Annotated in this window: 17 protein-coding genes; 8 read left to right on the top strand and 9 right to left on the bottom strand. The window is 73.7% G+C overall.

All coding sequences use genetic code 11. From position 1 onward, the window contains the following. Positions 1-56 precede the first annotated feature (56 nt). On the bottom strand, positions 57-638 hold the full coding sequence (locus tag BDZ31_RS11725) for a helix-turn-helix domain-containing protein (protein ID WP_183342213.1): 582 nt from the start codon (positions 636-638) through the stop codon (positions 57-59). An 81-nt stretch (positions 639-719) separates the two neighbouring features. Beyond that, positions 720-1,286, bottom strand: a complete 567-nt coding sequence (locus BDZ31_RS11720) for a c-type cytochrome (RefSeq protein WP_183342211.1) — start codon at positions 1,284-1,286, stop codon at positions 720-722. Between the two features lie 124 nt (positions 1,287-1,410). Here BDZ31_RS11720 and BDZ31_RS11715 point away from each other — a divergent pair, with 124 nt between their 5' ends. Together BDZ31_RS11715 and BDZ31_RS11710 are read left to right on the top strand one after the other, a co-directional pair. Next, complete coding sequence (locus BDZ31_RS11715; RefSeq protein WP_183342209.1) at positions 1,411-3,195, top strand: FAD-dependent oxidoreductase; 1,785 nt, start codon at positions 1,411-1,413, stop codon at positions 3,193-3,195. A 4-nt stretch (positions 3,196-3,199) separates the two neighbouring features. Then, positions 3,200-3,871 (top strand): alpha/beta hydrolase, encoded by a 672-nt coding sequence (locus tag BDZ31_RS11710; RefSeq protein ID WP_183342206.1) that lies wholly within the window; start codon positions 3,200-3,202, stop codon positions 3,869-3,871. A 65-nt stretch (positions 3,872-3,936) separates the two neighbouring features. Here the strand turns inward: BDZ31_RS11710 and nhaA are convergent, their stop codons facing one another. Then, on the bottom strand, positions 3,937-5,823 hold the full coding sequence (gene nhaA, locus BDZ31_RS11705; RefSeq protein WP_183342204.1) for a Na+/H+ antiporter NhaA: 1,887 nt from the start codon (positions 5,821-5,823) through the stop codon (positions 3,937-3,939). 102 nt (positions 5,824-5,925) lie between these two features. After that, a complete protein-coding gene (locus BDZ31_RS11700) occupies positions 5,926-6,411 on the bottom strand; it encodes an Lrp/AsnC family transcriptional regulator (protein ID WP_183342202.1) in 486 nt (161 codons plus the stop codon). 106 nt (positions 6,412-6,517) lie between these two features. Between BDZ31_RS11700 and BDZ31_RS11695 the strand changes: the two genes are divergently transcribed. Both BDZ31_RS11695 and BDZ31_RS11690 read left to right on the top strand, forming a co-directional pair. After that, a complete protein-coding gene (locus BDZ31_RS11695; RefSeq protein WP_183342200.1) occupies positions 6,518-7,999 on the top strand; it encodes an aminobutyraldehyde dehydrogenase in 1,482 nt (493 codons plus the stop codon). A gap of 3 nt (positions 8,000-8,002) precedes the next feature. Beyond that, a complete protein-coding gene (locus BDZ31_RS11690) occupies positions 8,003-9,394 on the top strand; it encodes an aspartate aminotransferase family protein (protein WP_183342198.1) in 1,392 nt (463 codons plus the stop codon). A 59-nt stretch (positions 9,395-9,453) separates the two neighbouring features. Here the strand turns inward: BDZ31_RS11690 and BDZ31_RS11685 are convergent, their stop codons facing one another. Next, complete coding sequence (locus BDZ31_RS11685) at positions 9,454-9,888, bottom strand: DUF7144 family membrane protein (protein ID WP_183342196.1); 435 nt, start codon at positions 9,886-9,888, stop codon at positions 9,454-9,456. A 126-nt stretch (positions 9,889-10,014) separates the two neighbouring features. Between BDZ31_RS11685 and BDZ31_RS11680 the strand changes: the two genes are divergently transcribed. After that, positions 10,015-11,418 carry a DUF2252 domain-containing protein gene (locus BDZ31_RS11680; RefSeq protein WP_183342194.1) on the top strand — a complete coding sequence of 468 codons (1,404 nt, stop codon included), beginning with the start codon at positions 10,015-10,017 and terminating at the stop codon, positions 11,416-11,418. A gap of 16 nt (positions 11,419-11,434) precedes the next feature. Here the strand turns inward: BDZ31_RS11680 and BDZ31_RS11675 are convergent, their stop codons facing one another. Further along, a complete protein-coding gene (locus tag BDZ31_RS11675) occupies positions 11,435-12,955 on the bottom strand; it encodes an SDR family NAD(P)-dependent oxidoreductase (RefSeq protein ID WP_183342192.1) in 1,521 nt (506 codons plus the stop codon). Positions 12,956-13,405: 450 nt separating this feature from the next. Continuing rightward, positions 13,406-14,227 (bottom strand): hypothetical protein, encoded by an 822-nt coding sequence (locus BDZ31_RS11670; RefSeq protein WP_183342190.1) that lies wholly within the window; start codon positions 14,225-14,227, stop codon positions 13,406-13,408. A 50-nt stretch (positions 14,228-14,277) separates the two neighbouring features. On the opposite strand from BDZ31_RS11670, the gene BDZ31_RS11665 reads away from it, so the two are divergent. Next, positions 14,278-15,666: a YibE/F family protein gene (locus BDZ31_RS11665; RefSeq protein ID WP_183342188.1), complete on the top strand. Its 1,389-nt coding sequence runs from the start codon at positions 14,278-14,280 to the stop codon at positions 15,664-15,666. Between the two features lie 62 nt (positions 15,667-15,728). Then, a complete protein-coding gene (locus BDZ31_RS11660; RefSeq protein WP_183342186.1) occupies positions 15,729-16,529 on the top strand; it encodes a tyrosine-protein phosphatase in 801 nt (266 codons plus the stop codon). A 32-nt stretch (positions 16,530-16,561) separates the two neighbouring features. Here BDZ31_RS11660 and BDZ31_RS11655 read toward each other — a convergent pair whose 3' ends face one another. Both BDZ31_RS11655 and BDZ31_RS11650 read right to left on the bottom strand, forming a co-directional pair. Beyond that, positions 16,562-16,762 (bottom strand): hypothetical protein, encoded by a 201-nt coding sequence (locus tag BDZ31_RS11655; RefSeq protein ID WP_183342184.1) that lies wholly within the window; start codon positions 16,760-16,762, stop codon positions 16,562-16,564. Between the two features lie 23 nt (positions 16,763-16,785). Beyond that, positions 16,786-17,976, bottom strand: a complete 1,191-nt coding sequence (locus BDZ31_RS11650; RefSeq protein ID WP_183342182.1) for a metal ABC transporter substrate-binding protein — start codon at positions 17,974-17,976, stop codon at positions 16,786-16,788. 63 nt (positions 17,977-18,039) lie between these two features. On the opposite strand from BDZ31_RS11650, the gene zigA reads away from it, so the two are divergent. After that, positions 18,040-19,323 (top strand): zinc metallochaperone GTPase ZigA, encoded by a 1,284-nt coding sequence (gene zigA, locus BDZ31_RS11645; RefSeq protein WP_183342180.1) that lies wholly within the window; start codon positions 18,040-18,042, stop codon positions 19,321-19,323. The last annotated feature ends 70 nt before the right edge of the window (positions 19,324-19,393 follow it).

Raw genomic sequence — 19,393 nt, 5'->3', positions numbered from 1 at the left:
CGGACGGGCGCCCGCGCGGGCGCCCGCGCCGCACCACCCCGCGCCCGCGGCGGCGCTCAGCCCGACAGCCCCGGCACGCCGGGCACCATGTGGACCCCGCAGCCAAGGATGCGGGCTGGCTCGTCGCCCACGTTGCGGATGCGGAAGCGGCGGCCGGCGCGCAGGTAGATCGTGTCGCCGGCCGCCAGCGCCTGGTCGCCGTCGTCGGTCTCGACGACGATCGAGCCGGCGATCACGTGGCTGAAGTGGTCGGTCGGCAGGGAGGCCTGCTCCTTCATCGCCGCGCCCGGCTCGTAGACCCAGATCATCGGCACGAGCGGGCGGTCGGTGTCGGCGACGAGCAGATAGGCGTCGATCTGCTCGCCGGCCGAGGTGACGCGCACCTCCTCGCCACGGCGGACGACCGCCGAGCGCGGCTGGGAGGGCGAGACGAGCTCGACGACCGACGCGTCGTAGATCTGCAGCAGGCGCAGCAGCCGGTTCATCGCCAGGTCGCTCTGCCCGCGCTCGACCAGCGACAGGAACGACGCGGAGATGCCGGCCCTGGCGGCGGCCTCCTTGATCGAGAGGCCACGCGCTCTGCGCAGGTCGCGCAGCCGGGGTCCGAGCGGTGGGTCGGGAAGGTCGTCGTCGGTCATCGCTGCGGGCCTCCGCGACCCGCGACGCGACAATCTAGTGGGATGGGACGACCGGCGCGACGCTGGCCGTCCCGGGAGCGGTCAGGAGCCCTTGGCGGCGGCGATGTAGGCGGCGACCTCGTCGATCTGCTCCGGCTGGAGCGTGCCGCCGAACGACGGCATCCCGCCGCCGCCGCTTCTGACCATCGCGGCGATGCCGGCCTCGTCGAGTCTCGTCTCGTCGAGGTTGGGGCCGACCGAGCCGGTCGCGCCGGCGTCCGCGAGCGTGTGGCAGCCGGCGCAGCTCTGCGTGAAGATCTCCTTGCCGGCCGGGGTCGAGCCGCCGCCGCTGCCGCCGGCCGCCTCCTCGGCACCGCCGTCGGCCTCGTCGCCGCCGTCGCTCGCGGCGACGTCGCCGCCCGCCTCGCCGCCGTCGCTCGCGGCCTCGTCGCCGCCCGTGTCGGCGGCGGCTCCGCCGGAGCTGCCGGCGGCGTTGCCGAGTCTGCCGGTGTCCGGTCTGCCGGGCGAGCTGCCGTTCTGCGGGTTGGCCGGCAGCTCGGTCAGCTCGATCCCCTTGTCGTCGTCGTTCCCGCCGCAGGCGGCGAGCCCGAAGGTCAGGCCGAGGCAGGCGCAGGCGATGGCGAGAAGGCGGACAACACGAGACGGCATGGCAGGGCTCTCCAGGTCGACGGGGCACGCGGCAGAGGCGCACCGAGACCGTACACGAGTGACGCAAAATATGCGATAGTCGCCCCAGTAGAGGTAGATAAATTTGTGTAGTTGGAGGAGAAAGATGGCCGCAGACTCGACGATGCCGCAGGACTCGAAGGTCTCGCGACGCTCGCTGCTGGCGGCGGCCGGCGCGGTCGCCGGAGGCGCGGCGCTGGCCGGCGCCCCGCGCGTCGCCCGCGCCGCCGGGCGCTCCTTCGACGCCGAGGCCGACGTGATCGTGGTCGGCGGCGGCGGCGCGGCATTCGCCGCGGCGGTCGGCGCCGCGCAGGGCGGCACGAGAGTGCTCCTGCTCGAGAAGGCGGCCGCGATCGGCGGCACGACCGCCCGCTCCGGCGGCGCCTACTGGGTCCCCAACAACCACGTGATGCGGCGCGAGCACGGCGTCAGAGATCCGAAGGAATGGGCCGTCAAGCTGATGGCGCGGCTCGCCTTCCCGTCGGTCTACGACCCGCAGGCGCCCTACAGCGGCCTCGACAGATTCAGCCACGAGGCGCTCAGCAGCTTCTACGACCTCGCGCCGCAGGTGTTCGAGCGGCTCGAGAGAGGCGGCGTGATCAGATCGGAGATCGCGGCGCTGCTGCCGACGCAGAACGCGACCGACGGGATCGACTGGACCCATCCCGAGTACCACGCCCACCTGCCGGAGAACAGAGCGCCGTACGGCCGCACGCTCCACCCGGTCGGCTCCGAGGGCGGCGGTGGCGGCAGCCTCATGACCGGTCTCGCGACCTACGCGCGCAGACAGGGCGTGAGAGTCCTCACCAGCCAGCACGTCGTCCAGATCGCGACGAACTCGAAGGGCGAGGTCGTCGGCGTCCAGGCGCAGACGCCCGAGGGCGAGCGCCTCTACCGCGCCAAGCGCGCCGTCGTCTTCGGCACCGGCGGCTTCACGCAGGACCGCTCGAAGGTGATGAACTACCTGCGCGGGCCGATCTTCGGCGGCTGCGCCGTGCCGACCAACACCGGCGACTTCATCGACATGGCCAGCCAGCTCGGCGCGCGGCTCGGCAACATGCGCAACGGCTTCTTCGTCCAGCACGTGCTGGAGCAGGCGCTCGCCAACTCCTCGGTCGTCGACGACCTGTGGATCCCGCCGGGCGACGCGATGGTGATGGTCAACCGCTACGGCGTCCGCGTCGCGAGCGAGAAGACCCCGTACAACGAGCACACGCAGAGCCACTTCGTCTGGGACACGACGCGCGGCGAATACCCGAACCTCGTCCAGTTCTTCGTCTACGACGACGTCGTCGCCAACGACCCGATGCAGGCGTACGGGATGCCGATACCGGTGCCCGGCAGAAGATCGCCGTTCGTGATCTCCGGCCAGACGATCGGCGAGCTGGCCTCGAACATCCAGAAGCGGCTCGACAAGCTGCGCGGCAGAGTCGCCGTCAACGGCGCGATCGGCCCGAGCGTGCGCCTCGCCGACGGCTTCGCCGACAACCTCTCGCGCACGATCGAGAGATTCAACTCCTACGCCCGCGACGGCCGCGATCCCGAGTTCGGCCGCGGCTCGACGCCGATCCAGGTCTCGTGGGGCGGCCCCCGCCGCAGAGGCAACGACAAGAACCCGTCGATGTACCCGTTCGCCGGCTCGGGCCCGTACCACTGCATCCTCATCGGCGGCGGCACGCTCGACACCAACGGCGGCCCGGTCGTCGACACCAACGGCCGCGTCCTGCACGTCTCCGGCCAGCCGATCAAGGGCCTCTACGGCGCCGGCAACTGCGTCGCCTCGCTCGCCGGCCAGGCGTACTGGTCGGCTGGCGGCACGCTCGGCCCCGGCGTCGCGCTCGGCTTCACCGCCGGCGAGAACGCGAGCAGCGAGCCGGTCAAGGAGGTGTAGCGGGGTGGAGGCGCTCGACCGGGCCGGCCTGATCTACGGGCTCGTCGAGCCGGGCGGCGGGAGCGATCCCGCCGCTCCCGCGATCGTGCTCCAGGGCACCGGCACCGACGTCGAGCGGCTGACCGCGCTGGCGCGCGTGGCCGCGCCGGCGCGCGCGCTGGTCGTCCCGGAGCCGCTGCGGTTCCTCTACCTCAGCCGCGCGCACGTCGGCAGACGCTGGTTCGTCAGATCGATCGACGGCGAGACCGAGCCGGCGAGCTTCGGCGACGCGCTCTACGCGGTGGAGCAGCTGACGACCGGCGCGCGCGAGCAGTGGGGCGCGCCGCTGCTGATCGGCCACGGCCAGGGCGGCGAGCTGGCGCTTGCGCTGGCCGCGATCGTCCCCGAGCTGCTCGCCGGCGTCGTCGCGCTCGACGCCGCCCTGCCCGTCGTCCCCGGGTGGGAGCGTCCGGCGTGCGACGCCGGCGGGCTGCCCGTGCTGGTCCTGCCGGGCTTCCAGGAGGAGGCGGCGGTCGCGCGGACGCGCGCAGAGCTGGCCGCGATCGGCGCGCGCGTGACGGTCGTGCCGCCGCGGGCCGAGGCGGCGGCGCTCGGCAGCGTTCTCGACGAGGCGATTGCGGGCTGGTGGGCGGGGGAGGGGCCGGACGGCGCGGCCGCGCTGCCGCTCAGCGCCTGATCGCCCGCCACACCGGCACTCCCGCCGTGGCGTCTCACCCTCGACCTGAGGGTGAGAGTCCGCCGTTATGTCGCCGCGGGCTCGGCTCCGGCCCGCCGCGGCGCCGTCTCGAGCAGCTCGCGCGCGAGCGTCTCGGCGTCGTAGGGGCCGACGTGGCGTCTGCCGTTGACGAAGAAGGTCGGCGTTCCGCGGACGCCGCTCGCCTCCGCGCTCGCGACGTCGGTGCGCACGCGGGCGGCGTGGCGGCCGTCCTGCAGCGCCCGCGCCAGCTCCTCGACGTCGATCTCGAGCCTGCCGGCGTAGCCGAGCAGGTCCTCGAACTCGAGCTCGTCCTGGTGGTCGAAGAGCTTGTCGTGCATCTCCCAGAATCTGCCCTGCTCGCCGGCCTCCTCCATCGCCTGCGCGGCCAGCTCGGCATGGGGGTGGACGTCGACCAGCGGCAGATGCCGCACGACGTAGCGCAGGTCGTCGCCGAACCGTCTGCGCAGCTCCCTCACCATCCCGGTCGCGCGGCCGCAGAAGGGGCACTCGAAGTCGGCGAACTCGACCAGCGTCAGCGGCGCGTCGAGCGGCCCCCGGATGTGGTCGCGCTCGGGGTCGACCGGCGGGTCGAGCACGGTCGGCAGGCCAGCGGAGACCTCGCCGCGCAGGACCGCGGCGAGCCGGAAGGCGACCCAGCCGGTCACGACCGCGAGCGCCGCCGCGAGCAGGACGCCGATCTTCGCCTCCTCGACGAACGTCGAGTCCTCGAAGGCGAGCCCGGCGATCAGCAGCGAGACGGTGAAGCCGATCCCCGACAGCGCCGCGCCGCCGACGACCTGCCCCTCGCCGACCCCCTCCGGCAGCTTCCCCAGCCGCGCCCGCACGGCGCCGAGCGCGCCGAGCGCGATGCCGATCGTCTTGCCGCCGACGAGGCCGGCGACGATCGCCCACGTCAGCGGCGAGCCGAGCGCGTCGCCGAGCGCGCCGCCGCGCAGGTCGACGCCGGCGTTGGCGAGCGCGAACAGCGGCACGATCACGTAGCTGGTCCACGGGTGCAGCAGCTCCTGCATGCGCTCGTTGGGCGAGAGCGCCCGCTCGACGCTGCGGGTCGCGTCGCGCGCGACGCTGGCGAGCGGCGACTGGCGGAAGGCGTGCGCTCTGGAGGCGGCCTCGTCGACCTGCGCTCTGGTCGGCGCGTAGGCGGCGACGAGCAGGCCGGCGGCCATGCCGGCGATCGTCGGGTGCAGCCCGGCGATCAGCGTCGCCAGCCACAGCCCGGCACCGAGCAGCGCGTACGCCGAGCCGCGCCAGACGCGCAGCTGCGACAGCGTCGCGATCCCCGCCAGGCAGGCGATCGCGACGATCAGCGCGATCGCGTCGAGCGCGGAGGAGTAGACGATCCCGATCACGCTGATCGCGACGATGTCGTCGACGATCGACAGGGTCAGCAGGAAGACGCGCAGCTGCGTCGGGCAGGCCGGCCCGACGATCGCCATCGCGCCGAGCATGAACGCCGTGTCGGTCGCGATCACGATCCCCCAGCCGTGGTTCGCCTCCGACGGCGAGACCAGCAGGTAGAGGAGCACCGGCACGACCATGCCGCCGACGCCGGCGATCACCGGGACGACGACGCGGCTGCGGTCGCGCAGCTCGCCGAGCGACCACTCGCGCCGCACCTCGAGCCCGATCACGAAGAAGAACAGCGCCATCAGCCCCTCGTCGAGCCAGTGGCGCAGGTCGAGGTCGAGGTTCCAGTCGCCGAGCCGGATCGCCAGCTCGGTGTGCCAGAACGACTCGTAGGAGTCGGAGGCGGGCGAGTTGGCCCACAGCAGCGCGACGATCGTGGCGGCGAGCAGCAGCCCGGCGCTGCCGGCCTCGGTCGCGATGAACGAGCGCAGCGGCGCGGCGAGCTGGGCGAGCAGCTGGCGCCGCCTGGGGGTCGTCTGTCCGCCGTTGCCGTCGATCGCCACCAAAGGAGGGTATTCGTCGGCGCACGAGCTGCGTCGATCTGCCTACCGCAGCGGTAGGCAGATCGACGCAGCTCGCGTCCGCGCGCCGCGCGCCGCTCAGCCTCAGCGGCGCGGAAGCTGGCCGTGCTCGAAGCTCTGTCTGGCGAGCTTGAGGTAGACGAAGGTGTCGGTCGTGACGATCCCGTCGAGGGCGCGCAGCCGCTCGGTCATCTCCAGCAGGTGGGCGTGGTCGGTGCAGACGACCTCGACCAGCAGGTCGAACTGCCCGGCGACGATCACGACGTAGCTGACCTCCTCCATCCCGGAGAGCGCCTCGGCGACCTGCTGCGGCCGGCCGCTCGTCTTGACGCCGACCATCGCCATCGCGTCGAAGCCGAGCGCGAGCGGGTTGGTGACGCCGACGACGTCGAGCACGCCGGCGTCGGAGAGCCGCTCGTAGCGGTTGCGGATCGTCCCCTCCGCGACGTTCAGCCGCCGCGCGATGTTGCGGAACGACTCGCGGCCGTCGGCCTGCAGCGCGGCGACGAGCGCGCGGTCGAGGTCGTCGAGCGTCGCGCTGCCCGCGATCCCGCGTTTCCGGTCGGCCATTCCGGCGATGCTATCCGAACCGACGTCGGTTGATCTCATGCGCAGTGAAGTTCGCTGGCAAGTGCGTATTCCTCAGTGTATGGTGGGTGTGGGTACGCAAACCGCAATGAAGGACGAGAGGCTTCACGTGGCTTCCATCGCACCGAGCACCACGTTCCGCAACTTCGTCGGCGGCCGCCAGGTCGACGCCGTCGAGGGTGGGACGCGCGAGATCCGCAACCCCGCGACCGGCGCCGTGATCGCGACCGTGCCCGAGGGCACCGCCGCCGACGTCGAGCGCGCGGTCGAGGCCGCCAAGGCGGCCAAGCGCGAGTGGCTCGACGCGACCCCCGGCGAGCGCGCGACCGTGCTGCTGGCGATGGCCGACGTGATGGACGCCGCGACCGACGAGCTCGGCGCGCTGGAGTCGGCCAACACCGGCAAGCCGCTGCAGATGGCCAAGGACGAGGTGAGCGCCTCGGCCGACCTGCTGCGCTTCTACGCCGGCGCCGCCCGCAATCTCGAGGGCAAGTCGGCCGGCGAGTACATGAAGGGCTACACGTCGATGATCCGCCGCGAGCCGATCGGCATCGTCGCCGGCATCGCGCCGTGGAACTACCCGCTCAACATGGCAGCGTGGAAGATGGGCCCGGCGCTGTCGGCCGGCAACGTGCAGATCCTCAAGCCGGCCGAGGGCACGCCGCTGTCGCTGCTGCGCTTCGCCGAGCTGGCCGCCGACGTGATCCCGGCCGGCGTGCTGAACGTCGTCACCGGCGACGGCCCGGGCGTCGGCGCGCCGCTGTCGACGCACCGGGCGATCGGCCTCGTCTCGCTGACAGGCGACGTCCGCACCGGCAAGACGATCGCGCGCGCCGCCGCCGACAACCTCACGCGCGTCCACCTCGAGCTGGGCGGCAAGGCGCCGGTCGTCGTGCTCGACGACGCCGACCTCGACCTGACCGCCGCGGCGATCCGCGTCGCCGGCTACGCCAACTCCGGCCAGGACTGCACCGCCGGCACGCGCGTGATCGCGACGAAGAAGGTCTACGACGCGCTGCTGGAGAAGCTCGTCCCCGCCGTCGAGTCGCTGAAGGTCGGCGACCCCGCCGACGGCGACGAGATCGAGATGGGCCCGGTCATCTCGGCCAAGCAGCAGGAGCGCGTGCTCGGCTTCCTCGACCGCGCGACCTCCGCCGGGGCCGAGATCGCGACTGGCGGCGGCAGCGACGTCGGCCCGGCCGGCGGCTCGTTCGTCGTCCCGACGATCGTCACCGGCGCCGCGCAGGACTCCGAGATCATCCAGAACGAGGTCTTCGGCCCGGTCGTCACCGTCCAGCGCGCCGACGACTACGAGCAGGCGCTGGAGTGGGCCAACGACTCGCGCTACGGCCTCGCCGCCTCCGTCTTCACCGAGAGCGTCGGCCGCGCGATGGACGCGTCGCGGCGCCTCGAGTTCGGCTGCGTCTGGGTCAACGACCACCTCGTCCCGATCACCTCGGAGATGCCGCACGGCGGCTTCAAGGAGTCGGGCTACGGCAAGGACATGTCGATCTACTCCATGGAGGAGTACACGCAGATCAAGCATGTCGCGATCCGGATCGGACACTGAGCGATGACTGCCACGAATCCCACCACCGTCCCCGGCCTCGACCTGCAGCAGGCCGCCAGAGACCACCTTTGGATGCACTTCACGCGCATGAGCGCGTACGCCGACGCGCCGGTGCCGATCATCGCGCGCGGCGAGGGCTCCTACCTCTACGACGCCGACGGCAAGCGCTACCTCGACGGCCTGGCCGGCCTCTTCGCCGTCCAGATCGGCTACTCCCACGGCGAGGAGATCGGCGAGGCGGCCGCCGCGCAGATGCGCGAGCTGCCCTACTACACCAACTGGTCCTACGCCCACCCGCGCTCGATCGAGCTGGCGGCGAAGGTCGCCGAGCTGGCGCCCGGCGACCTCAACCGCGTCTTCTTCACCTCCGGCGGCTCGGAGGCGGTCGAGTCGGCGTGGAAGCTCGCGCGCCAGTGGCACACCGCCAACGGCGAGCGCCGCTGGAAGGCGATCTCGCGCGACGTCGCCTACCACGGCTCGACGCTCGGCGCCCTCTCGATCACCGGCGTCAGCCCGATCCGCAACCCGTTCGAGCCGCTCGTCCCGCAGGTCGCGCGGCTGCGCAACACCAACCGCTTCCGCCGCCCGGCGGAGGAGACCGAGGCGCAGTTCACGCAGTTCCTGCTCGACGAGCTGGAGCAGACGATCCTCGCCGAGGGGCCGGAGACGGTCGCGATGGTGATCATGGAGCCGGTGCAGAACTCCGGCGGCGCCTTCACCCCGCCGGAGGGCTACTTCAAGGGCGTGCGCGAGCTCTGCGACGAGCACGGCGTCCTGCTCGTCGCCGACGAGGTGATCACCGGCTTCGGCCGCATCGGCGACTGGTTCGCCTCCAACCGCTACGACATCCGGCCCGACCTGATCACCAGCGCCAAGGGCCTCTCCTCGGCGTACGCGTCGATCGGCGCCGTGATCGCATCCGACAAGGTCGCCGCGCCGTTCCTGGAGGGCGACGCCACCTACCTGCACGGCATCACCTTCGGCGGCCACCCGGTCCAGTCGGCGATCGCGCTGAAGAACATCGAGATCATGGAGCGCGAGCAGCTGCCGCAGAAGGTCCGCGCCAGCGAGGAGCGGTTCCGCGAGACGCTCGCGCCGCTGCTCGACCTGCCGATCGTCGGCGACCTGCGCGGCACCGGCTACTTCTTCGCCGTCGAGCTGGTGAAGGACAAGGAGACCAACGCCTTCTTCAGCGACGCGGAGTCCGAGGACCTGCTGCGCGGCTTCCTCTCCGAGCGCCTCTTCGACGCCGGCCTGATCTGCCGCGCCGACGACCGCGGCGAGCCGGTCGTGCAGATCTCGCCGCCGCTGGTCGCCGAGCAGCAGCAGTTCGACGAGATCGCCGCGATCCTCGGCGAGGTGCTGACCGAGGCCGGCAAGCGGGTCGGGCACTGAGGCCCCGGCGGCCGCGCTTCCGCGCGGCCGCCTGACCCTCAGCGAACGGGCGATCCAGCTCAGGCCAGCTGCTGCTGCCGCGTGCCGTGGACGGCCAGCCCGTAGATCACGAGCATGTCGACGCCGAACAGCGCCAGCGACAGGAACGGGTACGCGGGCAGCATCAGCAGCTGCGCGATCGCGTTCAGCCCCGCGAAGGCGATGCCGGCCCACACGGCCGCCGTGTTCTGCGCCCACACGCCGAAGGCGCACAGCATCTGCACGCAGCCGATGATCAGCGCCACCCAGCCCCACGTGTTGAGACCGCTGATCACGTACTGGGCATCGTTGACGAAGAAGCTGGAATCGCTGATCGCCGCAATGCCGTAGATGATGTTCAGCGTCGCGACGATCGCCAGCATCGTCCCGGCGAAGACGACCCAGCCGCTGGGATGCGCGCGGGACGTGACGTCGGAGCTGGCGGATACGCCGCCGCCGGAAGCATGGACACCCATCGGTCCTCCAGTCGCTCGGGTCCGACCACGGTCCCAGACAGGGCCGCGCTTGCCAACCGCGGCCGGTCTCAATCCGGTATGGAAGGCGCTGACGGGAGCGGCGCGACGTGAGAAGGTGGGGGCACGATGAGCCGGCACGGCGGAGACGGGACGGTGCAGGGCGCACGCGACGGCGCCGGTCCCGACGCGGACGGACGGGCGCTGCGCAAGGCGCTGCCGCGCAGCGCGCACGGCGACTGGGAGCCGGCCGCCGACCGGCCGGACCCGCTGCGGCTGCTGGAGCGGCAGGAGGCGACGCGGCTCGCCGAGCTGGTGCCGCTGCGGCGGGAGCGGATGGCGGCCTCGCCGTTCGCCTTCTTTCGCGGCGCCGCGAACGTGATGGCGGCCGACCTCGCCGCGACGCCGGTCACCGGCCCGCGCGTCCAGCTGTGCGGCGACGCCCACCTCGCCAACTTCGGGGGCTTCGCCGCGCCCGACCGCACGCTCGTCTTCGACGTCAACGACTTCGACGAGACGGCGCCCGGCCCGTGGGAGTGGGACGTCAAGCGGCTGGTCGCGAGCGTCGCGATCGCCGGCCGCGACCGCGGCTTCGACGACGGGCAGCGCGAGCGCGCCACGACGGCGACCGCGCGCGCGTACCGCGAGGCGCTGCGCCGCTTCTCCGGCATGCGGCTGCTCGACCTGTGGTCGGTGCGCGTCGACCTCGAGGGGACGGTGCAGAGATGGCGGGCGCGCGCCAGCCGCGACGAGCGCGACCGCTACGAGCGCAATCTCGCGAAGGCCCACGGCAAGACCAGCCTGCGCGCCTTCGAGAAGCTGACCGAGACGGTCGACGGCAGCGTCCGGATCGTCTCCGACCCGCCGCTGCTCGTGCCGATCGAGGAGACCGCGGCCGGCGGCGCCGCACCCGACGTCGAGGCCGGGATGCGCGGGCTGCTCGCCAGCTACCGCGACAGCGTCGCCGGCGCGACCGCCAACCTCCTGTCGCGCTACCGCTACGTCCACGCGGCGCGCAAGGTCGTCGGCGTCGGGAGCGTCGGCACGCGCTGCTGGATCGTCCTGCTGCTCGGCGAGCGCGACGACGACCCGCTGTTCCTGCAGGCGAAGGAGGCCGGCCCGTCGGTGCTGGCGCCGTACGCGGGCGCCGGCCGCTACCGCCACGGCGGCCGCCGCGTCGTCGAGGGCCAGTGGCTGATGCAGGCGGCCAGCGACGTGCTGCTCGGGTGGCTGACGGTCACCGACCCCGCGGGCGAGAAGCGCGACTTCTACGTCCGCCAGCTGTGGGACTGGAAGATGTCGGCCGACCTCGACGAGATGGCGCCGACGGCGCTGGCCGCCTACGGCCAGCTGTGCGGCGCGACGCTCGCCCGCGCCCACGCCCGCTCGGCCGACACGCGCCGGATCGCCGCCTACCTTGGCTCCGGCGACGTCTTCGACCGCGCGCTGGCGCGCTTCGCGGAGGCGTACGCCGACCAGAACGAGCGCGACCACGCCGCGCTCGTCGAGTCCGGCGCCGCCGTCGCCCGCTGAGCGCCGGCGCCGCCGCTCACCAGGGCGACGCTCTGTAGTCCTTCAGGAAGACGCCGTGGACGTCCTCGCCGGCCTCGCCGCGCACGATCGGGTCGTAGACGCGCGCGGCGCCGTCGACGAGGTCGAGCGGGGCGTGGAAGCCGGCGTCGGCGAGCCGCATCTTCTGCGGGTGGGGCCGCTCGTCGGTGATCCAGCCGGTGTCGACGGCGGTCATCAGGATCCCGTCGCGCTCCAGCAGCTCCTGCGCGCTCGTGCGCGTCAGCATGTTGAGCGCCGCCTTCGCCATGTTCGTGTGGGGATGGCCCGGGCCCTTGTAGCCGCGGCTGAACTGGCCCTCCATCGCCGAGACGTTGACGACGTGCTTGCGGCGGGCCGGCGAGGCGGCGAGCGCCGCGCGCAGGCGGCTGACGAGGATGAACGGCGCCGTCATGTTGCAGAGCTGGACCTCGAGCAGCTCGGTCGGGTCGACCTCGTCGACGACCTGGCTCCAGCTGTTGTCGGCGACGTGGACGTCGGGCAGGAGGCCGCCGGCGTCGATCGCCTCCCCGGCGGCGATCCGCTCGCGCGAGACCGACGTGCCGTCGAGCGCCAGCGCGCTCAGCGCGTGCGGCGTCGGCGCCCAGTGGTCGCCGCTCGCCAGCTCGGCCGGCGGCAGGGACGTCGGCCGCGCGGCGGCGACCTGGCCGAAGCTGACGAGCTCCGGCAGCTCGCCGCCCGGCAGCGGCGCCTGCTCTGCCGCGACCAGCGGCGCGTACGCCTCCGGCGAGCGGCGGACCGTCTGCGCGGCGTTGTTGATGAGGATGTCGAGCGGGCCCTCGGCGGCGACGGCGTCGGCGAGCGCGATCACCTGCGCCGGGTCGCGCAGGTCGATCCCGACGATTCTCAGCCGGTGGAGCCAGTCGCCGCTGTCCTCCATCGCCTTGAAGCGGCGGACGGCGTCGTTGGGGAAGCGGGTCGTGATCGTCGTGTGGGCACCGTCGCGCAGCAGCCGCAGCGCGATGTACATGCCGATCTTCGCGCGGCCGCCCGTCAGCAGCGCGCGGCGGCCGCTGAGGTCGGTGCGGGCCTCGCGGCGGGCGTGGTTGAAGGCCGCGCAGTCGGGACAGAGCTGGTGGTACCAGGCGTCGACCTGCCGGTAGCGCTGCTTGCAGACGTAGCAGGCGCGCGGCTCGATCAGGTGGCCGGCGATCGCGCCGCTCGTGGTCGTCGTGAGGGGCAGGCCGGCGGTCTCGTCATCGATGCGGCCGGGCGCGCCGGTCGCGGTCGCGGCGGTGACGGCCTCGTCGTGCTCGACGATCGCGCGCCGCTTCTCGCTCTTCCGGCGGCGTTTGACCGTCTTGTAGATTCTCGCCGTCGCGCGCTGGATCGCGAGCGCGTCGGGATGCTCGAGCGGCAGCTCGTCGGCCTCGGCCAGCACCGCCAGCGCGATCGCCAGGCGCTCGGGATCGATCCCGTCGGCGGCGGGCGTCGCCGCCGTCGCGCCGTCGTCGTGCGCGCCCGCCTGCGCGCGCTCTTCGCGGTCTTCCTGCTCGAGCATCGTCTGTGAGGGTACGACGCGGGCCCGTGCGCCCGCTGCGAGAGGCGGCGACGGCGGTGCGCGCGCCAGGTCGGGGCGGGGCTCGCGAGGGGAGCGGACGCCTCGCGGCGCGACGCGCTACTCTGCCGCAATCCAAAGAGAAACGGCCCGCCTTGGGCGAGCCGTGTCTCGGGAGGAGAGATGTGTCTATGTGGTGGTGCTGCGATCGGTGAGGAAGCTCTTGGCCGGGCCGCGTATCCCGGCTGGGGGTCGATCGCGTAGTCACATCATGCGGAGTCGCACCCCCTCCTTGTGTGACGTTGGTCATACAGGAAGCTCCGCGGCCGGTCGACTGGAGAGGCGGCCGGCCGCGGAGCGCGGTGCGTCGTCGACCGCACCTCGCGCGCTCGCGCGTCGGCGCGCCGCACCGGCGGCATGCGCCGGCACCTGTCTGAGACGGTCGGTTGGCGGTCAGGTGCGACGGCCGCCAAGGATCGTCGCGGCGGCCGCGAGCGCGAGCCCGCCGCCGATCGCGACGATCCCGATCACCCGCAGGCCGTCGGCGTAGACGTCGAAGACCTCGCCGGCCGCGGCGCGCGCGGTGGTCGGATCGACGGCCGCGCTCGCGTCGACCCGCCCCTCGACCGTCGAGCGCGTCACCGGCAGCGCGACGAGCAGGGCGACGCCGCCGAGGACGACGAGCACGCCGGCCGCGCGCAGCAGCCGGCGGCGGTCGACGGCGACGAGCAGCGCGGCCGCGAGCGCGGCGAGTGCCAGCCACGGCGCGACCCGCGCGGTCGTCTCGATCCCGTCGGCGACGCGCACGGTGCCGACGCCGAGGCTGTCGCGCCGCAGCGTCAGCAGCTGCAGCGAGGCGCCGGCCGGCACGAGCCGCGCCAGCCGCGGGTCGACGCCGGCGAGCGCGGCGGTGACCGACTCCAGCCGCAGCGAGGCGGCGTCGGCGGTCCCGTCGAAGAGGACGCGGTTGGCCTCGACGGCGCTGCGGCGGAAGGAGCGGCGGAAGGCGCGCGTCGCGACGACCTCGCCGACGGCCGTCTCGACCGTCTGGCGCGGGATCACGTCGACCGGCGCGGCGGAGAGCAGGCGGTCGGAGATCTCGTCGGTGACGAGCGCCCGGACCGGCTCGCGGTCGAGCGCCTCGAGCGCGTTGTCGGCGAAGGTGCGGCGGTCGAGCGCCTCGGCGCGCAGGTGGATCGCGACGACGCTCGCGAGGCCGAGCGCGACGGCGAGGAAGGCGAGCAGGAGCGCGAACGGCTGACGGGGTCCGGCCATCTGGGGAGGCTTGCACAGGAGGCCGGCGGCAGGCCGCGAACTCCCTCGCGATGAGCTTCGCCCCCGAGCGCCCGCGCCGCGACGGCGACGACGACCCCGCTGCCCCGCCCGCCGACCGCGGCGGGTCCGGCGAGCGTCCGCTCGGCGAGCATCGGGCCCACGGCGACCGCGCGCCCGGCGAGCACCACGCGCAGGGCGCCGTGCACGGCCACGCGCGCCACGACCGCCACGACCCCGCCGGCTGGCGCGCCCATGTGGCCTTCGCGCGGACCGGTGCCGGGCGGCTGCTGGTCGCCGCCGTCGCGCTGCTGGCGGTCGCGACGGTCGTCGGCCTCGTGCTGCTGTGGCCGGGCGAGCGGGAGGCGCCGGCCGGCGTCGCGAGCGGCAGCGGCGCGACCGTCGGCGCCGAGGTCGTGCGCGTGATCGAGGGGCGCTGTCCCGGACCGGCCGAGCAGAGCTGTCGCTCGGCGGTCGTCGCGGTCGACGAGGGGCCGCGCGTGCGACTCGACCTCGGCCCCTCCGAGCTCGTCCCGGATCTCGACGTCGGCGACGCCGTGCGCGTGCAGCCGGTCGCCGTGCCGGAGGGCCTGCCCAAGGGGGCGCAGGCGCCGGAGGGCGCGGCGCCGTACGTCTTCGCCGGCGTCGAGCGGCGCGGCACGCTGCTGTGGCTCGCGGTCGCCTTCGGCGCGATGGTGATCGCGATGGCGCGCTGGCGCGGTCTGCTCGCGATCGCCGGCTTCGTCCTCAGCCTCGCGCTGGTCGTCCGCTTCGTCGTGCCGGCGATCCTCGACGGCAGACCGGCGCTGCTGGTCGCGCTCGTCGGCGCGCTGGCGGTGATGTTCGTGACGGTCGCGCTCACCTACGGCCTCACCGCCCAGAGCGCGGCGGCGGCTGTCGGGATCGCGATCACGCTGTCGCTGGCGACCGCCGTCGGCGCGCTCGCGATCCACACCGCCAAGCTCGACGGCCGCTCGGGCGAGCTGGCGAGCGCGCTGACGCAGTCGGCGGGGGAGGTCTCGCTGCAGGGGATCGTGCTCGCCGGGCTCGTGCTCGGCTGCCTCGGCGTGCTCGCCGACATGGCCGTGACGCAGGCCTCGGCGGTGATGGCGGTGCGGCGCGCCAACCCGCGCCTCGGCGCCCGCCGCCTCTACCGCGAGGGCTACGCGGTCGGCCGCGACCACCTCGTCGCGACGACCCACACGCTGATGCTCGCCTACGCCGGCGCGACGCTGCCGCTGCTGCTCGTGCTGCAGTCGGGCGGCGTCCCGACCGCCGACGCGCTCAACCTCCAGGACCTCTCCGAGCCGATCGTCGCGACGCTCGTCGGCTCGATGGCGCTGCTCGTCTCCGTCCCGATCACGACCGGCCTCGCGGCCGCCGTCGTCGCGCGCATCCCCGCGAGCGCGCTGCCGGAGGGCGGCCACGACCACGCCCACTGAGCGCGGCGCCGCCGGCCGTGCCGCGGCGCCGGTCGGGCACGCGCCGAGCTAATCTCCGGCGCGTGCCGACCCGTCCCGCCCCGCCGCTCGCCGCCGTGCCCAACCTGCGCGACGCCGGTGGGCTGGAGACCGTCGACGGCGGCCGCGTCCGCACCGGGCTGCTCTACCGCTCCGGCCAGCTCGACCGGCTCGACGACGGCGCGCTGGAGCGGTTCGCCGCGCTCGGCGTCGCGACGGTCGTCGACCTGCGCACGACCGCCGAGCGCACCGCCGGTCCCGACCGCCTCCCCGACGGCGTCGGGCTGCTCGTCGCGAACGTGCTCGGCGACCACGACCACGCCGTCCCGGCGCAGCTGCCGAGATTGATCCGCTCGCCGGCCGACGTCGAGCGGGCCGTTCGCGACGGGGTCGTGCAGAGATTGTTCGAGCAGACCTACCGCGAGTTCGTCACGCTCCCGAGCGCGCGCGAGGCGTACGCGCTCCTGTTCCGCTCGATCGCCGACGCCGGCGACGATGCCGGCCCGCTCCTCTACCACTGCACCGCGGGCAAGGACCGCACCGGCTGGGCGTCGGCGTCGCTGCTGATGCTGCTCGGCGTGCCCGACGAGGCGATCCTCGACGACTTCATGCTCAGCGACGAGCTTGCGCTGCGCGCCTTCAGACCGCTGATCGACGCCTTCGCCGCCGGCGGCGGCGACCCGGACGCGCTGCGCCCGATCCTCGGCGTCCAGCCCGGCTACCTGCGCGCCGGCGTCGACCACCTGCGCGCGGTGCACGGCACCATCGAGGGCTGGTTCGCCGACGGCCTCGGCCTCGGCGCCGACGTGCAGGCGCGGCTGCGCGAGCGGCTGCTGGAGCGCTGAGCGCCGCGCGGCGAGACGGGCGGCGGCTCAGCTCAGCCGGCCGGCGTCGAGCCCGAGCCCGAGCCGCCGATCAGGATCGTCGAGGCGAGCAGCGCGACGGCGACGAGGCCGATCGTGATCGCCTTCATCCGCCGCGGCGTCAGCCAGCCGAAGGCGCGCGTCGCGAGCCAGGCGCGGATGCCGGCGGCGCCGGCGGTCGCGGTCATCGCCCCGGCCATGCACTGCATGCACATGCACTCGATCCTAGCCGCCGCCGTCAGAGGCCGGCGATCTCGCAGCCGCGCTCGCCGCCGGTGAAGCCGCGCACCATCGCGTCGGCGTTGGCCGCCTCCATCCCAAGGTAGGTGTCGGCGCCGGAGCCCTCAGGGCCGAGCGCGTCGCCGTAGAGGTGGTAGGCGGCGGTGACGCCGGTCTCCTTCGCGAGCGCCTCCGGCAGCTTGCGGCTCGAGCCCGACTCGGGGAAGACCGCTCTGACGCCCTCGCGTCTGATCACGCGCGCCAGCTCGGCGACGTCGCCGGCCGAGGGCTGCGCCTGCGTCGACAGCGACGGGATCACGGCGCCGACGACCTCGACGTCGTAGCGGTCGGCGAAGTAGCCGAGCGCGTCGTGGTCGGTGACGAGCTTGCGCTGTCTCTCCGGGACGGCGGCGAGGCATCTTCTGATGCCGGCGTCGAGCGCGCGGACCTTGCTGACGTAGGCGGCGGCGTTGGCGGCGTAGACCGCTCTGCCGCCCGGGTTGGCCGCGGTCAGCGCGTCGCGGACGGCGTTCGCCGCGGCCTCGACGTTGGTCGGGTCGTGCCACCAGTGCGGGTCGGTCGGGCCGTGGTCGTGGCCGTCGTCATCGGCATGGCTCTCCTCGTCGGCATGCGCCTCGCCGGCGTGCCCGTGCTCGTCCTCGGCGTGCGCCTCCTCGCCGGCGTGGTCGTGTCCATGGTCGTCCTCGCCGGCGTGCGCGTCGTCGGCATGGTCGTGGCCGTGCCCGTCCTCGGCGTGCGCCTCCTCGCCGGCGTGGTCGTCGTCTGCGTGGTCGTGGTCGTCGTCGTCGCTGTCGCGCCGCACCGGCAGCTCGCTCGCGAGGTCGAGCACCGTCGGGTCGCCGGCCGACTGCGCGACGACCTCCTCGATCCAGTCGTCGAGGCCGTCGCCGCTGGCCAGCACCAGGGCCGCCTTCGAGGTCGCGACGACGTCGCCGGGGCGCGGCTCGTAGTCGTGCGGATCGCTGTTGGGCTGCAGCAGCTGGTCGACCCGGACGGCGTCGCCGCCGACCGCGCGCGCGATGTCGCCGAGCACCGTCGTCGTCGCGACGACGTCGACCGAGCCGGCGTCGGAGCCGCCCGTGCCGGTCGTGACGCCGCCGCCGTCGTCGGAGCCGCAGCCGGCGAGGGCGATGACGGCGGTCGACAGTCCGGCGGCGAGCAGGGCGCGGGGGCGGCTGGAGATCGGCATGACCGCAACGATAGCGAATGATAAGAATGAGATTCAGTCCCATTTGGTTTAGGATCCTCAACCATGACCGATTCCCGCGCCTCCGACCCATCCGCCGCCGCGCCGCCCGGCGCCGCGCCGGCCGCGGCCTCCGCCGACGGCCGCCTGCCCGTCACCGTCCTCTCCGGCTTCCTCGGCGCCGGCAAGACGACGCTGCTCAACCACCTGCTCGCCAACCGCGACGGCCTGCGGATCGCGGTGATCGTCAACGACATGAGCGAGATCAACGTCGACGCGCAGCTCGTGCGCGGCGGCGCCGGCGCGCTGACCCGCGTCGAGGAGCGGCTCGTCGAGCTGACCAACGGCTGCATCTGCTGCACGCTGCGCGAGGACCTGCTGGTCGAGGTCGCGCGGCTGGCGCGCGAGGGGGCGTTCGACCAGCTCGTGATCGAGTCGACCGGCATCTCGGAGCCGCTCAACGTCGCCGAGACCTTCACCTTCGCCGACGAGGAGGGGCGCAGCCTCGGCGACCTCGCGCGCCTCGACACGATGGCGACGGTCGTCGACGCCGGGGCGTTCCTGCGCGACCTCGGCTCGGTCGACGCGATCGCCGAGCGGGGCGAGTCGCTGGGGGAGGGGGACGAGCGCACCGTCGCCGACCTGCTCGTCGACCAGGTCGAGTTCGCCGACGTGATCGTCGTCAACAAGACCGACCTGCTCGCGCCCGAGCAGCTGCCGGAGCTGGAGGCGCTGCTGCGGCGGCTCAACCCGGTCGCCAGGCTGATCCGCGCCGAGCGCGGCCGCGTCGACCCGCGCGCGCTGCTGGACACCGGCGCCTTCGACTTCGAACGGGCCGCGGAGGCGCCGGGCTGGCTGGCCGTGCTGCGCGGCGAGGAGGCCTCGGAGGCCGACGAGTACGGCTTCGCGTCGTTCGCCTATCGCCGCGAGCGGCCGTTCCATCCGCAACGGCTGTGGGCGCTCCTCGACGAGGGCCTGCCCGAGGTCGTCCGCTCGAAGGGCTTCCTGTGGCTGGCGTCGCGGCCGGCGGTGGCGGCCGAATGGTCGATCGCCGGCGGCATCGCCCACGTCGGCCCGGCCGGCGCGTGGTGGGCCGCGGTCCCGCGCGAGGCATGGCCGCAGGAGCCCGAGGCGTTCGCGCAGATCGACGCGCAGGTCGCGCGGGGGAGATGGGGCGATCGCCGCCAGGAGCTGGTCTTCATCGGCACGGGCCTCGACGAGCGCGCGCTGACCGAGCGGCTCGACGCCTGCCTGCTGACCGACGCCGAGCTGTCGCAGGGCGCCGACGCCTGGCGCCGCCTGCCCGACCCCTGGCCCGACTGGTACCGCGAGGAGGTTGCGACGGCCTGACCACCGCGATGACATGCGAGTTCTGGTCGCTCAGCGACCAAGACTCGCACCTCATGCCGCGGCGGGCCCC

The sequence above is a fragment of the Conexibacter arvalis genome (genome assembly GCF_014199525.1).
Lineage (GTDB): Bacteria > Actinomycetota > Thermoleophilia > Solirubrobacterales > Solirubrobacteraceae > Conexibacter > Conexibacter arvalis.
Note: the sequence above shows the minus strand (reverse complement) of the source record. Positions and strands in the feature narration are given on the sequence as shown.

Bases quoted from the DNA above. Each gene is read 5' to 3' on its own strand.
- BDZ31_RS11700 (WP_183342202.1), bottom strand. From the start codon at position 6,411: ATGGCCGACCGGAAACGCGGGATCGCGGGCAGCGCGACGCTCGACGAC.
- BDZ31_RS11725 (WP_183342213.1), bottom strand. From the start codon at position 638: ATGACCGACGACGACCTTCCCGACCCACCGCTCGGACCCCGGCTGCGC.
- BDZ31_RS11670 (WP_183342190.1), bottom strand. From the start codon at position 14,227: ATGGCCGGACCCCGTCAGCCGTTCGCGCTCCTGCTCGCCTTCCTCGCC.
- BDZ31_RS11650 (WP_183342182.1), bottom strand. From the start codon at position 17,976: ATGCCGATCTCCAGCCGCCCCCGCGCCCTGCTCGCCGCCGGACTGTCG.
- BDZ31_RS11720 (WP_183342211.1), bottom strand. From the start codon at position 1,286: ATGCCGTCTCGTGTTGTCCGCCTTCTCGCCATCGCCTGCGCCTGCCTC.
- zigA (WP_183342180.1), top strand. From the start codon at position 18,040: ATGACCGATTCCCGCGCCTCCGACCCATCCGCCGCCGCGCCGCCCGGC.
- BDZ31_RS11675 (WP_183342192.1), bottom strand. From the start codon at position 12,955: ATGCTCGAGCAGGAAGACCGCGAAGAGCGCGCGCAGGCGGGCGCGCAC.
- BDZ31_RS11665 (WP_183342188.1), top strand. From the start codon at position 14,278: ATGAGCTTCGCCCCCGAGCGCCCGCGCCGCGACGGCGACGACGACCCC.
- BDZ31_RS11715 (WP_183342209.1), top strand. From the start codon at position 1,411: ATGGCCGCAGACTCGACGATGCCGCAGGACTCGAAGGTCTCGCGACGC.
- BDZ31_RS11695 (WP_183342200.1), top strand. From the start codon at position 6,518: ATGAAGGACGAGAGGCTTCACGTGGCTTCCATCGCACCGAGCACCACG.
- BDZ31_RS11655 (WP_183342184.1), bottom strand. From the start codon at position 16,762: ATGTGCATGCAGTGCATGGCCGGGGCGATGACCGCGACCGCCGGCGCC.
- BDZ31_RS11690 (WP_183342198.1), top strand. From the start codon at position 8,003: ATGACTGCCACGAATCCCACCACCGTCCCCGGCCTCGACCTGCAGCAG.
- BDZ31_RS11685 (WP_183342196.1), bottom strand. From the start codon at position 9,888: ATGGGTGTCCATGCTTCCGGCGGCGGCGTATCCGCCAGCTCCGACGTC.
- BDZ31_RS11680 (WP_183342194.1), top strand. From the start codon at position 10,015: ATGAGCCGGCACGGCGGAGACGGGACGGTGCAGGGCGCACGCGACGGC.